Raw genomic sequence first — 14,924 nt, forward strand, 5'->3', positions numbered from 1 at the left:
CAGCTAACACGATGCTGACGCAGAGTTTTACCCGGCAGGTACCGTTGCAAAAGGATATTTACACGGACTGACATAATAAGGTTTTCGGAAAGCACACCGGCCATGAAGTGACAGCAGGGAAGGCAGGGAACGGGGAATAGCATTTTTTTATCATCTCTGGCGCGGGGAAAATGACAGTAAGTTCTCCCCGCGTCAGAGATCATTGTACTGCTGTCTGATATTATCTGGTGTGTTCAGCCAGTAATATTTTTTTTTGTGCTTCAGACTGGCAGACGGCGGCCGTAAATAATATATCAGTCGATGAGTTCAGGGCCGTTTCGGCGGAATCCTGCAGGACACTGATCAGGAAGCCGACAGCCACTACCTGCATTGCTGTATCATTCGGTATACCAAACATATTACATGCGACCGGGATCAACAGCAGCGACCCTCCTGCCACGCCGGAAGCTCCGCAGGCACAGAGTGATGCGACCAGGCTCAGCATAATGGCGGTCGGAAAATCGACCGGAATATTCAGGGTATGTACGGCGGCAAGCGTCAGTACCGTAATGGTGATTGATGCACCTGCCATACTGATATTGGCGCCGAGGGGAATGGATACGGAGTAGGTATCTTCATCCAGGCCGAGGCGTTTTGCTATGCCCATATTGACCGGAATATTTGCCGCCGAACTGCGGGTAAAGAAGGCGGTTACTCCGCTTTCCCGCAGGCACAAAAAGACCAGCGGGTAAGGGTTGCGACGGATTTTCCAGAAGACCAGCACCGGGTTAACTACCAGCGCCATCATCAGCATACAGCCGAGCAGTAATGACAGTAGCGAGGCGTAATTCCACAGGGCTGAGAATCCGCTGCTGGCAAGAATTGATGCCACCAGACCAAAAATACCTAATGGCGCACAGCGGATGACTTTGCGTACCAGCCAGCCAATGGCTGACGACAAATCAGTGAGCATCAGACGGGTGGTATCGCTACTATGGCGAAACGCCAGCCCCAGACCAATTCCCCACACCAGGATACCAATATAATTTGCATTCAGCAGTGCATCCAGCGGGTTAACCACCATACTGAGCAGCAGGCTATGCAAAATGGCGGAAATGCCCCGTGGCGGAATGGCTCCCTGATGAGCATGTGACAAGGTAATAAATTGCGGGAAGTGGTAGCTGGCGACAACGGCGACAACTGAGGCACAAAAAACGCTGAGCAGATACATAACGATAATCGGCCGGAGACTTGACTGCTGACCATGACGATGGCTGGCAATCGAGGAGACCACCAGCACCAGCACCAGCACAGGGGCAACCGCTTTCAGAGCATGAACGAAGAGCTCTCCTAACAGTCCGACAGCATTAGCGGCATCTTTAGAGACCATCGCCAGCAAAATACCGGCTAACAGACCCGCAATAATCTGGCCGATAAGATTACCGGACTTCAGCCAGTTGAAAAAACTATTCTTTTTTGTAGTCATATAATATTTACTTAGTTATCAGGATGTTATCATTTTTCCGTGGTTTGTTAATTCGGAATAAATGACGTTTGCCCGCGCAAGTATAAGTAAAAGATCTGCAGAATAAAGCACAAATTCACGGTGTCTGAATACCCGGCAGCGTAAAATACGCGAATAGTGTCATTATTTTTATTAATATATCGCATGGCGACGAAAGTTATAATTTTTGCAGGGGAATGGCTGCCCCCCTGCGGGATATTGTCCTGTTATGGCTTTTGTGATGTCCGGCAATTGACCCAATGGTTGAGTAGCAGCGTCAGCAGCAGAATGGTGGCTATCACGGTCAGGGATACTGTGACGGGAATATGAACGATTTCCATCAGCAGCATTTTTACGCCGATAAATAACAGGATCAGAGCCAGTCCGTATTTGAGTAATGAAAATCGCTCGGCAATACCGGACAGCATAAAATACATCGCCCGCAGGCCCAGTATGGCAAACAGATTTGATGTCAGAACGATAAACGGATCAGTTGTCACGGCAAAGATGGCCGGAATACTGTCAACGGCAAAGATCACATCACTTAATTCGACCATGATCAACACTAACAATAAAGGGGTAGCCCGCAGCACACCCTGCCTGCGCACAAAAAAGCGTTCTCCCTGAAGTGTTTCGGTAACCCGCAGATGGCGGCTCAGCCAGCTAACCAGCGGTTTTTCAGCTGAACTGCCGGCGGCACTTTTTTCCGGGATGGCCATTTTTATGCCGGTGAATACCAGAAAAGCACCGAACAGGCAGAGGATCCAGCTGAATTCATTCACCAGCCAGCTGCCGGCAAAAATCATGGCGGTCCGCAGTACTATCGCACCCAGTACTCCGTATACCAGCACCCGCTGCCGGAGGCTGGCCGGTATAGAAAAATAACTGAATAACATCAGCCAGACGAAAACATTATCGACGGCCAGTGCTTTTTCCAGCAGATAACCAGTGATAAAGGCCAGCGTTTGAGAAGAGGCAATATCAGGACTGACAGTCGTACGTAAGTATCCCCAGAGTACGGCACTGAACAGCAGGGAAACCAGTACCCATACGACAGACCAGCATGCGGCCTGTTTAAATGACATCCCTGCACTGCCACGGCTGCCCTGCAGCCGAAGGTCGATAATCAGCATAATAACGACGATGACGGTGAAACAACTCCAGAGAAACGGATTACCTATACTATGCATCATTCTGCCCTTACAAAAAAACGGCTGAGATCAGAAGATATCAGCCGCCTTTTCGCTGCAAGCAAACCTTACCTTCCGGCAAGGTCTCACTTACAACGCAGAATGTTTTCTGGTTGCCCGGTGACCGGTTGTATACACAACGTAATGACGATCATCCGGCTTATAAGTTACTCCCCTTTGCTGCCGCTATCCTGAAACGGAATGGTAATAAATGCAATACAGGGTATGACATATTTTGAAATATGATGGTGCGCGCGCGCTGTACAGGAAAGGCGATTAATTGCCAGCAGAGGCTGACAGTTTTATGATGACTGCCTCTCCCCCTGTGTGCAGGATTTGTAGTGAAGGAAGGTAAATTCGTCCTTAGCTGGACAACGTTGCTGATTGCGATACCCGTCGGATGCGCCGGTGCGATGGTGACTCTGGGGTTTCGCCATACCATTGAGTGGCTGAACCGCTTACTGTTTGGTACCACTGACGATATCACGCAGGCAATGCATGTCTGGCCATGGTTTCTCTGGCCGGTGATTGTCGGCGCTGGCGGGGTGGTTGCCGGTTTTTTCCTGCGCTATGCGGTGGCTCTGGAAAAAAAACAAAGAGTCAGTACCGATTACCTGGCGGTTCTCAATGCCAGGCTGGACGCGGTACCGACCCGGACTTCATTATTTCGCGCCTTTTCTTCAATAGCCAGTATTGCCAGTGGTGCTTCCATCGGAAAAGAGGGGCCGATGGTACAGCTATCAGCGTTATGCGGCAGTATCATAGCCCGTTGCCTGCCGGTGCGTATTTACCTGAAAAATGGGGATGTTGTTGCTATGGCTGCGGCTGCCGGACTGGCCTCCGTATATCATGCGCCGCTGGCATCGGCTATTTTTGTGGCCGAGGTTGCTTTTGGCATTTCGGCATTACAGCGACTGATTCCGCTGGTGATAGCCTCCGGTACATCGGTGATGACCATGTGGTTGCTTGGCTATCGCTCTGCGCTCTACCCGCTGGCAGATGTCAGGTTTGATGTCAGTGTAAGCAGTATCCTGATGGTGATTGTTATCGGCCTGGTGTGCGGGCTGACCGGCGCCGGTTTTATTACTCTTGCGGGTTACAGTAAAAAACAATTTTCCCGTATCCGCAGTCTGCCATTACGGCTTGGTGCCGGCGGCGTCGCTGTCGGGCTGCTGGCTATCTGCTCCACGGATATTCTGGGCAATGGCTATGAAGTGATTATCAATATTTTCAGTGGTCATTACCTGTTTCCGGGGCTATTAATGTTACTGGTTCTGAAACTGCTGGCCACCTGTTGTTCAGCGGGATCTTCGGCGGTGGGGGGCATGTTTACCCCTTCCTTGCTGATCGGGGCGTTAGTCGGTGCCATGTTCAGTCTGTTGGCCACACACTGGGGCATCGCCAGTCAGCAGGGCTGGCTGTATGCGGCCATGGGCATGGCCGCGGTACTTGCCGCCATCAGCCAGGCGCCGCTGATGGCGATGCTGATGGTACTGGAAATGACCCTGAACAGCAGCTTGCTATTCCCGTTGATGATCTCCACGGTACTGGCGACGATGGTGGCGTACCGGTTACAGTCGGCAGTGACTTATCCGTTAATCTCTACCCATTTTAACCGTGCTGAAGCCCGTTATGATTTTGATAACACCACCATTGCTGAACTGATTATTCCGGGGGCCGCTTTATTGCCAGATGCTTCGGTCGGTGATGCTCTGGCTATCAGTTCTCTGAAGCGTGAGCGCTATGTTTACGTGATTAACGAAAGCGGACGTTTTCTGGGCGTTGTTTCGGTACATGAGATTGCCGCCAGCGTATTGTCCCAGAAAATAACGACGGATTCGCCAGTCCGGGCTGTGATGGATAACGATTTCCCGACAATTTGTCAGGATAAAAGTCTGCGCGAGGGCTGGGAGGCATTCTCACAGGTAACCCTCGAGCGTCTGCCGGTGCTGAGTGATGACTCTGAGCGTTACTTTCTTGGTGCGCTGACGAAAACTAGCCTGATCCGTAAAGCTGGCGCTTTTATCTGATAAAGGTCAGGCTAGCTGCCGGTATACGGTGGCGATAACACGGTGTTTGCGGTTGGGTTTATCCGGTAAAGCCAGTATACTGCGCCCTTTTTCTGCGTTACCCCCAGACCTGTGCCGGAGATATCATGAGCCAATTCGAACTGAGTGATTTTTCACTTACCCTGCATCGTTTTCCGAGAACCGGCGACGATAATGCTTTACAGGCCTGGGATGCGGCAGATGAATATCTGTTACAGCAGGAATTACCGCCGGGCCCGGTGGCGGTATTCAACGATAACTTCGGTGCGCTGACCTGCGCCCTGTTACAGTCAGGACGCCGGGTATGGCATATCAGTGATTCTCTGAACAGTCAGCAGGCGACGCAAATCAACCTTGCCGAAAACCAGCTTGATGAGAGTCAGGTCACGTTTCTCGGCAGCATGACGGCGCTGACAGAAACACCGGCTGCGGTACTGATTAAGGTGCCTAAAACTCTGGCGTTGCTCGAATACCAGCTGGTGTCCTTACGTCCGGTGTTGACGGCTGAAACAGTGATTATCGGGGGCGCGAAAGTTAAAGATATCCATAACTCAACCCTCGGATTATTCGAACGGATCATCGGCGAGACCAAAACGTCACTGGCGAAAAAGAAAGCACGTTTAATTTTCAGCCAGCGTACGGTTGATACACTGACCGCACGCGATTTGATTGAGCGCTGGCCGCTGGAGGGGACCCCTTACACTATCCATAACCATGCCAATGTATTCTCCCGCCAGTCTCTGGATATTGGTGCGCGCTTTTTTATGCGCCACTTACCACGTAATCTGGAAGGGGATATTATTGACCTTGGTTGCGGTAACGGAGTCATCGGGCTGACAGCACTGACCCATAACCCTGATGCGGCTATCCATTTTGTGGATGAATCAATGATGGCGGTAGCTTCTGCCCGGTTAACCATCGAACAGAATCTGCCTGAAGATTTGTCTCGCTGCCATTTCACGGTCAATAATGCTCTGAGCGGATTCTCTGCTGACAGTTATGCGGCTGTACTCTGTAACCCGCCGTTTCATCAGCAGAATGCGGTGACAGATCACGTGGCATGGCAAATGTTCCGCGACGCTTTCCGTTGTCTGCAACACGGAGGGGAGTTCCGGGTAGTGGCTAACCGTCACCTCGACCATCAGCGTAAACTGAAAAAGCTGTTCGGCAACTGCCAGCTGGTGGCTTCCAACAGTAAATTTGTGGTATTGAGGTCTGTTAAGCTGCGCTAAGCTGTTATTTCCGCGCCCCTGCATCGCCAGTGGGTATCGCTGCAGAAGTCCACAGGCGGTGCAGGGCGCTCAGATAATGCCGGACCCAACACGGTCGGTCCTCCGGCCGGATGATGACCGGCCAACCGCTCCCGCGCAATGATGTTTATCCTGTGTTTACCCTCCGTCAATCAGACTATTGGCCTTGAGTCTCCGCGGCCTGCGGAGCTGTATTATTGGCTATCCATGAAAAACGCAGCTGGTAGCCTTCGCCGGTGTGAGTATTTCGCCGGAAACTGGCACCGTCTTCTGCCATACAATAAGTACAACAGTGCAGATTATCGATCTGTTCCGGCGGGACACCTTCGCAGGCCAGTATCTGGCTGGCCAGTGCCGGTAAATCCAGCCAGACAGCGGGGTAGCTTTGCGGGGCACAGGGCCGGACGGCCCGCGGGTTATCCCCGGGATAGTCATAACAGGGGCCGGAAAACCCGCAGCATTGTTCTATCTCTGTTAACACCGGCCGTCCAAGCTGATAGCAACAGGGGCCGATTGCCGGACCGATGGCTATATACAGGCTGCTGCTACTGGCCCCTTTATCGCACAGCCGCCGGACAGCTTGTTGCAGTATACCGGCCAGCGTGCCTTTCAGACCAGCATGCACTGCCGCTACCTGACGGGTCTGCGGTGAGGCAATCAGTACCGGTAAGCAGTCTGCGGTATATACGGCTGCCGGCTGCCGGCCACGACTGATCAGACCGTCTGAGACCACTTGCTGTGGCGGGAAATTATCTTCTGCACAGAGTACGGTGGCGCTATGGCGCTGAATCCCGTAAGCAGCATCTGCCGGGGGGCGGATACCTGCCGGCAGAAACTGGTGGCTGACCCAGCCGAGTGAGTCAAGTAAAGGCGAGCGGGTAACGGCAGCAGCAGAACGGGACATTGCTGTTTCCTGTGTCGAAGTGGCTTCCGGAGTTGCATTCAGGATGACGATACTGCGATAGTTATCCTGAGGTCAACTACTGATAAATCTGATTTAACCAGAGGATATATGATGCAAAAACGCTGGCTTATGACATTACCTGCCGTCTTCATTCTTGGTCTGACCGGTTGTGCCGAAAATGCGCAACAGCGGCTCAATGACCAGACAGTGGCAGCCATCAACTGGACTCAGCAGTCCGGGGAATATCAGGCGCTGACATGGCAGGCATTTAATGTCGCGACTCAGGCGTTTGATAATGCAGTCTCTGAAAGCGGAAAACCCGGCGCGGTGATTGTCGATCTGGATGAAACAATGCTGGATAATAGCGCCTACCAGGCCTGGCAGGCAAAGAATGATCAGCCCTTCACAGATGCCAGCTGGTCTGCCTGGACACGGGCGCGGCAGGCACGGGCAGTACCGGGGGCAGTCGAATTTGCCCGTTATGTTGACAGTCACGGCGGTACGGTGTTCTACGTATCGAACCGGGATCAGAAAGATTATCAGGCCACTGTGGATAACCTGACCGCATTAGGTTTCCCCGGGGTCAGTAACAATACCCTTCGTCTGAGTACGACCACCTCTAATAAGCAGGCGCGTTTTGATGAGATTCGGCAATCAGGGGCCAATGTTGTTTTGTATATTGGTGATAACCTGAATGATTTTGGCGGAGCCAGCTGGCATAAAGATAACGCTCAGCGCCGTGAATTTGTCAGCAATAATCATGCCCTGTTCGGAACGAAGTTCATTATTCTGCCGAATCCGCAATACGGCGACTGGGAGAGTGGTCTGGCCGACGGCTACAACCAGTTATCTGCTCAGCAGAAAATACAGGTCAGAGAACAGAATTTACGGGCCTGGAACGGCCAGTAATCCGCGCTCACTGACCGGCTATCGCATTTAATGACATTAATTTTATTAATTGTTGTTTGTTATTTGCCGCTATTTTGTCAGAATACGCGCGGTTATGAATAAGGACCATCTGTACGCGCTGAAATATCAGCGCGTAATTACCGGAAATAATCACAGGCCGTGATTACCCGCGAAATCAACATTCAGGAATAAATAATTCACTCAGGAAAGTCATTTTTTCTGAGCTACCCGCTATATTTCAGCCTTCCGGTATGGTACCTGTCTGACCTGTCCTGATACGGAATGATAACGTTCACTTATGTGACTGACGCCTGAACAAGCAGTGCGGAGTATTAAGTAATGGTGGTCCGGATTTTTAGCGAAAACACAATTATCCGCAATGGCATTTTGCTGCTGTGCTTAAGTGCGGTACTGGCGGTCATAAACAGTTATCTGCGCTTGCCGCAGGCACTTTCTCTGTTCTGGGTGACAAATGCGGTAATCACCGGGTTATTTATTCGTAAGCCATTTTTGAATACTCCGCTGAATTACCTGTTTTGTTACAGCGGAATGGTGGTTTATGACCTGTATATGTCCGGCCAGGGTGTGCAGGCATTCGCAATTAATCTGGCTAATCTTATTTTTATTAGTGTGACCAGTATTCTGCTGAGCAGGCTGATGACACCTGAGGCCGGTAAAGAGAATATCCGCAGTGTGATGCTTATTTTTCCCGTCTGTCTGCTGTCGGCAATACTCTCCGGCAGCTGGTGGGCATTTATTTCTCCGTCCTGTGACAGCACTGCCGGTCTGTTAAACGTCATCGGAGAATGGAGCAGTGAACAGTTCTCGACCGGATTATTATTACTGCCGCTATTTTTAAGTATCGGCAGCAAAAGCACCGCCCGGTTACGTCTGACGTCTGTTTTTCCGGTAATTGCTGTTACCGTCCTGCTGCTCTTTGCGGTGATCTCCGGAGGCCCGGGCAGCCTGCCGTTGCCTCTGCCCGGTTTGATCTGGTGCGCGTTGGTACTGCCGGTAACGGCTACCTGTCTGATTACCTGCATTATCGGGATGACCGAAATCGTATTAATTTATACGGATCTCATCAGTACCGGTTCCGGATTTTTGCCGTCAGAAATACCCGCATTGATTTCCGTCAGGCTGGGAATTGCTGCACTGGCATTAACACCGTATATGGTTGCTGTGGGGATGGAGTCTGTCCGGTCGCTGAATCAGCAGCTATCTGTGCGGGCGAATTACGATTTCCTGACCCGGTTACTGTCCCGTGCCGGGTTATTTGACAGCCTCAGTCGTGAGCCTTTGTCGGCAGACAGAGCTATGGGACTGATTCTGCTGGATATCGATTTTTTTAAATCTATTAATGACACCTATGGCCATGATGAAGGTGACCGTGTATTACAGGAAATAAGCCAGCGGCTGGTGGTATTGACCGGTTCCCGGCACAGGGTTTCCCGTTTTGGCGGAGAAGAGTTTGCTATCGTATTATTTGACGCTGATACTGAGCAATTATACGGTTTCGCCGAAAATATCCGCCGTACTGTGGCGGATACGCCCTGTATTATTCAGGGAAAAGCCGTGCCGGTATCCGTCAGTATCGGGGTTGCCCGCGACATAGCCGGCGCGGATGATCAAAGCTGGATACCGGTAATGAACCGGCTGCTAAGTATTGCTGACCGCAATTTGTATGTTTCAAAACGCAATGGCCGCAACCGGATATCACCCGCCCGGACGGTATAGTGGCGGGCGGGTGCTACACGGCGTTTAGTGATCGAAGGCAGCCATCATCTGCTGGTCTTGCTGATGGCGTTCGCAGGCCAGCCCGATCAGTCGGGTGATCAGTTCACTGTATCCCAGACCACTGGCATGCCAGAGTTTTGGATACATACTGATATTGGTAAAGCCCGGCAGTGTATTAACTTCGTTAATAATGACCTGATTATCCGCGGTCAGGAAGACATCGACCCGCGCCATACCGCAACATTCCAGTGCCCGGAAAGCCTGTAATGCCACCTGGCGGATATGTTGTTCTGTGCCTGGGTCCAGCTCTGCTGGCACGACCACCTGTGCGCCCTTTTCGTTAATGTATTTGGTCTGATAGGAATAGAACTCATCGCTGAGAACGATTTCGCCGCAGTGACTGGCTTGCGGATGATCATTACCTAATACAGCACATTCAATCTCACGGCCGGTAATCGCCGTTTCGATAAGCACCTTACGGTCATAGCGGAAAGCGTCATGCAATGCGGGCAGCAGTTCATCAGCCGTATGTACTTTACTGACGCCGACTGATGAGCCCTGGTTTGCCGGTTTGACAAACAGCGGCAGTCCGAGTGTCCCGATGGCTTGCGCCGGGCTGAATTTTTCCAGTTCTGAAGAGGCCAGACTGATAAAAGGTGCTACCTGCAGGCCGGCATCGCGTAACAGACGCTTCGTGACGTCTTTATCCATACTGACGGCAGAACCGAGGACTCCGGAGCCGACGAATGGCAGGTTTGCCATACGCAACAGTCCCTGTAATGAACCGTCTTCACCGAGCGTGCCGTGGACAATAGGGAAGATAACATCGACCTGCGGCACCGGTGTCGCCTGACGGTGTTCTATCAGTTGCTGTTGCGCCTGACCGGGGATCAGAGCTATCTGCTGAGCCGACTTATTCAGCGCAATATGCTGCGGATCATGGGCATTAAGCAGAAAATCAGACTGCTGATTAATCTGCCAGTGTCCCTGCTTATCTATTCCCAGAAGCACAACTTCAAATTTTGTTTTATCAATTGCATCAATAATATTCTTCGCGGATTGCAGAGATACCTGATGCTCGGCGGATTTGCCGCCAAAAATAATTCCTACCCGTTGTTTTGTCATTCTGGTCTGCCTGATCACCTGGAACAAAGTAACAACATAACATGCAGAGGATAGTGACAACAGCCTCCGCCACTGCCGGACCGGCAGTTAACGGCCTTTATCCGTTGCGGGTGGCTGTTTACTGGCCACTCCATTCCCGCAGCAGATTATGGTAGAGGTTAAGCAGTGACATACTGACATCAGCAGACTGTGGTTGTTGATTCAGGGTCTGGATATTTTCGTCCAGAGAAATCAGCATTGCGCGCTTTTTATCGTCACGGATCATTGACTGGATCCACATGAATGACGCCAGTCGCTCGCCCTCAGTGACCGGTGTAACGCAATGCAGGCTACTGGAAGGGTAGAGGATCATATCACCGGCGGGCAGTTTCACGCTGTGCTGCCCATAAGTATCACGGATAATCAGCTCTCCGCCCTGATAGCTGTCCGGTTCAGACAAAAACAGGGTGGCGGAAATATCAGTTCTCAGCCAGTCGTTACCTTCACGCCTGACAGCACCATCCACATGAAAACCGTAGGTGCCGCCGTCAGTATAACGGTTAAACAGCGGGCTGGAGATATTGACCGGCAGCGTTGCCGAAAAAAATTGCGGGTGGCTGTTCAGTCTGGTCAGTAAATACTGTTGCAGCTCCTGCCACTCGGCACTGCCCGTATCCACCTGCTGATTGGCTTTCACCTGCGAACCCTGAGCCCCGGTCGTTACCCGGCCATCTATCCAGTGACAGGCGGATAATTTTTCCTGCATCAGTGCGACTTCCTGCTTGCTCAGCAGACCGGTAATTTTTTGCATCATAGTGATATATCCCAGAGAGAAGGCCGCAGAATAGCTGCGGTGTGAGCAGGGCAGCAGGCTGATGTCTGAACCATCATCAGGCCGCTGGCTAGCCAGTTATTGTAATGACAATTGTTATCATGTTCATTCGTATTATTGTTTTGTTACAAAGTTACTACCAGCCTGAACAACATCATGGGCAGGTTCCGGAGAGCTGTCAGGGGACAGAGCGCAGGATAACGGTAAAATCTGAAAGGTGCGGGCCGGATAAATTATTTCCGGCCCGCGGGTCTGAGTATTACAGGCAGTAATCCATTTTAAAACATGGAGTTATTTGCGAAGCGGCTCGGTACGAACCGGTGCATCACCGGCAACATAATAAGGCGCGGTGCTGCGGGCTAATGGCTGGCGACCACGAATAATGTCGGCCATTTTTTCGCCAATCATGATGGTGGTGGCATTCAGGTTACCGGTGATAATTTCCGGCATAATAGAGGCATCCACGACCCGAAGTCCCTGCAGTCCGTGAACCCGCCCTTCAGCGTCGACAACTGCCATCTCGTCGTTACCCATTTTACAGGTACCGCAAGGGTGATAAGCCGTTTCTGCATGATTACGGACAAATTCATCCAGCTGTTCATCACTCTGGCAGTCCATGCCCGGACTCAGTTCTTTCCCGCGATATTTATCCAGCGCCGGCTGATTGATAATCTCCCGCGTCAGGCGGATACAGTCACGGAATTCCTGCCAGTCCTGTTTATGGGCCATATAGTTAAACAGAATTGACGGGTGCTGATGCGGGTCGCGTGATTTCAGCTGTACACGGCCACGACTTGGGGAACGCATTGACCCGACATGGCACTGGAACCCGTGTGCTTCAATCGCATTGGTACCATTATAATTAATCGCTACCGGCAGAAAGTGATACTGAATATTCGGCCAGTCAAATTCTTTGCGGCTTCGGATAAAACCACCGGCCTCAAACTGGTTACTGGCACCGATACCTGTACCATTAAACATCCATTCAGCACCAATTTTCGGCTGGTTCCACCATTTCAGCGCCGGATAAAGTGAGACCGGTTCTTTACATTCGTATTGCAGATACATTTCCAGGTGATCCTGTAAATTCTCACCGACTCCCGGTAAATCATGTACCAGCGGGATTGAAAATTTCTGCAATAAGGATGCCGGGCCAACCCCGGAACGCTGTAAAATCTGCGGTGAAGCAATAGCACCTGCTGACAGCAGCACTTCTTTACGGGCAGTGGCTTTGACCGGCGTACTGTTGTTGCCCTGTAAATACTCGACACCGACAGCCCGTTTGCCTTCGAACACAATCCGGTCGGTGGTGGCATGAGTAACAATTGTCAGGTTACTGCGTGATTTTGCCTGGTCCAGATAACCACGTGCGGTACTGGAACGGCGGCCGTTCTTGGTGACGGTCCGGTCCATCGGGCCGAAGCCTTCCTGCTGGTAGCCGTTCAGATCATCAGTACGCGGGTAACCTGCCTGTACACCGGCCTCCACCATTGCATCAAACAGCGGGTTTTTATCGGCTTTCGGGGTGCTGACACTGACCGGACCCTCACCGCCATGGTAATCATTAGGTCCGATATCACGGGTTTCTGCTTTACGGTAATAAGGCAGGCAATCGGCATAGGTCCAGTTTTCCAGCCCCGGCGCTTTGGCCCAGTTATCCAGATCCATGGCATTACCACGGATATAACACATACCGTTGATCAGCGACGAACCGCCCAGTCCTTTACCGCGTCCGCATTCCATACGGCGGTTGTTCATATGTGGCTCTGGTTCGGTCTCGTAGGCCCAGTTATAGCGTTTCCCCTGCAGAGGGTAAGCCAGGGCCGCAGGCATCTGGGTGCGGAAATCGGCACGGTAATCAGGACCGCCGGCTTCCAGCAGTAATACGCTGACGTTACTGTCTTCGGTCAGGCGGGTCGCCAGGACGTTGCCGGCAGAGCCGGCTCCGATAATAATATAATCAAATTCCATCATTATTCCTCAGGTTAGATGTTTAAAATACGGACTGGAAGGTTTCCAGTTCGACCTGAACAGATTTCACCCGGGTGTAACTTTGCAGTGTCATTTGACCGTTTTCGCGGCCGATCCCTGAATGCTTATAACCCCCGACAGGCATCTCGGCAGGAGATTCTCCCCAGCTATTTATCCAGCAAATACCGGCTTCCAGCTGGTGGATAATGCGGTGGGCACGGTTCAGAGACGGAGTAACCACACCTGCCGCCAGGCCAAAGTCTGTATCATTGGCGCGGCGGATAACCTCTTCTTCACTCTCATAACTGAGAATTGACATCACCGGGCCAAAAATTTCTTCGCGGACGATTTCCATGTCATCGTGGCAGTCGGTAAAGACAGTAGGTTCGACCCAGGCACCGTTTTCAAAGCCCGCAGCCGTCATTTGCTGGCCACCGGCCAGTAAACGTGCGCCGCTCTCAATACCGGAACGGATAAAACGCATGACATTATCGCGGTGAGCAAAGCTGACCAGCGGGCCAAAGTTAGTCTGTGGATCATCAGGTGATCCGGCTCGGATACGTGCAACACGGACCAGAATTTTTTCTTCAAACGCGGTTTTCAGCGTAGCGGGCACAAAAACCCGGGTACCGTTAGTACAGACCTGGCCTGAACTATAGAAGTTAGCCATCATGGCGATATCGGCCGCCAGGTCCAGATCGGCATCATCACAGATCACCAGCGGCGATTTGCCGCCGAGTTCCATGGTCACTTCTTTCAGGGTTGAGCCTGCGGCATTAGCCATCACTTTACGGCCGCTGACTACGCCGCCGGTAAATGACACTTTGTCGATGCCGGTATGTTCGGTCAGGGCCTGACCGGTGACAGCACCGGTACCCGGCAGTACGTTAAATACCCCGTCAGGAACACCGGCTTCCGTATAGATTTCTGCCAGTTTCAGTGCAGTCAGGGGAGTGACTTCGCTGGGCTTAAAAATCATTGCATTACCGGCCGCCAGGGCAGGTGCTGATTTCCATAATGCTATCTGAATCGGGTAATTCCAGGCACCGATACCGGCGACCACACCCAGCGGCTCACGGCGGGTATAGACAAAAGAGGTGTCGCGCAGCGGAATTTGCTGGCCTTCCAGGCTCGGTGCCAGTCCGGCGTAATATTCCAGTACATCGGCACCTGTAACAATATCCACAGCCAGCGTTTCGCTCAGGGGCTTTCCGGTATCCAGCGTTTCGAGAGCCGCCAGCTCGTCGTTACGTTCGCGTAACAGATCCACTGCTTTGCGCAGGATCCGCGAACGTTCCATTGCGGTCATTGCGGCCCATATTTTCTGACCTTTACGGGCAGAGGCAACGGCCAGATCAACATCCTGCTGACCCGCTTCATGGACGTCAGCCAGAATTTCACCATTGGCGGGGTTCACTGTCTGAAACTTGGAACCGCTCTGTGCGGGCACGCGGGCTCCGTTAATGTACAGGAACTGTTCTTCGAATCGGGACATA

General features: G+C 51.9%; 11 protein-coding genes. 4 read left to right on the forward strand and 7 right to left on the reverse strand.

Going from position 1 to position 14,924, the window contains the following annotated elements; all coding sequences use genetic code 11:
- Positions 1-220: 220 nt before the first annotated feature.
- Both sstT and JK198_RS03180 read right to left on the reverse strand, forming a co-directional pair.
- Entirely contained in the window at positions 221-1,465 is a 1,245-nt protein-coding gene (gene sstT / locus JK198_RS03175; protein WP_212707073.1) for a serine/threonine transporter SstT, read from the reverse strand.
- Between the two features lie 245 nt (positions 1,466-1,710).
- Complete coding sequence (locus JK198_RS03180; RefSeq protein WP_212710217.1) at positions 1,711-2,673, reverse strand: TerC family protein; 963 nt, start codon at positions 2,671-2,673, stop codon at positions 1,711-1,713.
- A gap of 341 nt (positions 2,674-3,014) precedes the next feature.
- Here JK198_RS03180 and JK198_RS03185 point away from each other — a divergent pair, with 341 nt between their 5' ends.
- Positions 3,015-4,703 (forward strand): chloride channel protein, encoded by a 1,689-nt coding sequence (locus tag JK198_RS03185; RefSeq protein ID WP_343876899.1) that lies wholly within the window; start codon positions 3,015-3,017, stop codon positions 4,701-4,703.
- A 125-nt stretch (positions 4,704-4,828) separates the two neighbouring features.
- Positions 4,829-5,953 carry a 23S rRNA (guanine(1835)-N(2))-methyltransferase RlmG gene (gene rlmG, locus JK198_RS03190; RefSeq protein ID WP_212707072.1) on the forward strand — a complete coding sequence of 375 codons (1,125 nt, stop codon included), beginning with the start codon at positions 4,829-4,831 and terminating at the stop codon, positions 5,951-5,953.
- Positions 5,954-6,128: 175 nt separating this feature from the next.
- Here rlmG and JK198_RS03195 read toward each other — a convergent pair whose 3' ends face one another.
- A complete protein-coding gene (locus tag JK198_RS03195) occupies positions 6,129-6,875 on the reverse strand; it encodes a polyphenol oxidase family protein (protein ID WP_212710178.1) in 747 nt (248 codons plus the stop codon).
- A 111-nt stretch (positions 6,876-6,986) separates the two neighbouring features.
- On the opposite strand from JK198_RS03195, the gene JK198_RS03200 reads away from it, so the two are divergent.
- Positions 6,987-7,784 (forward strand): 5'-nucleotidase, lipoprotein e(P4) family, encoded by a 798-nt coding sequence (locus tag JK198_RS03200; protein ID WP_212710218.1) that lies wholly within the window; start codon positions 6,987-6,989, stop codon positions 7,782-7,784.
- 339 nt (positions 7,785-8,123) lie between these two features.
- Complete coding sequence (locus JK198_RS03205) at positions 8,124-9,521, forward strand: GGDEF domain-containing protein (RefSeq protein ID WP_212710180.1); 1,398 nt, start codon at positions 8,124-8,126, stop codon at positions 9,519-9,521.
- Between the two features lie 24 nt (positions 9,522-9,545).
- Here the strand turns inward: JK198_RS03205 and ddlA are convergent, their stop codons facing one another.
- From ddlA to betB, 4 genes are all read right to left on the reverse strand, one after another.
- A complete protein-coding gene (gene ddlA, locus JK198_RS03210) occupies positions 9,546-10,646 on the reverse strand; it encodes a D-alanine--D-alanine ligase (RefSeq protein ID WP_212707069.1) in 1,101 nt (366 codons plus the stop codon).
- A 118-nt stretch (positions 10,647-10,764) separates the two neighbouring features.
- Complete coding sequence (locus JK198_RS03215) at positions 10,765-11,439, reverse strand: Fe2+-dependent dioxygenase (RefSeq protein WP_212710182.1); 675 nt, start codon at positions 11,437-11,439, stop codon at positions 10,765-10,767.
- Between the two features lie 309 nt (positions 11,440-11,748).
- On the reverse strand, positions 11,749-13,428 hold the full coding sequence (betA, locus tag JK198_RS03220; RefSeq protein WP_212707132.1) for a choline dehydrogenase: 1,680 nt from the start codon (positions 13,426-13,428) through the stop codon (positions 11,749-11,751).
- Between the two features lie 22 nt (positions 13,429-13,450).
- Positions 13,451-14,923: a betaine-aldehyde dehydrogenase gene (gene betB / locus JK198_RS03225; RefSeq protein WP_212707067.1), complete on the reverse strand. Its 1,473-nt coding sequence runs from the start codon at positions 14,921-14,923 to the stop codon at positions 13,451-13,453.
- Position 14,924: the final 1 nt, after the last annotated feature.

The sequence above is a fragment of the Tatumella sp. JGM91 genome, assembly GCF_018257575.1.
Classification (GTDB): Bacteria; Pseudomonadota; Gammaproteobacteria; order Enterobacterales; family Enterobacteriaceae; genus Tatumella; species Tatumella punctata.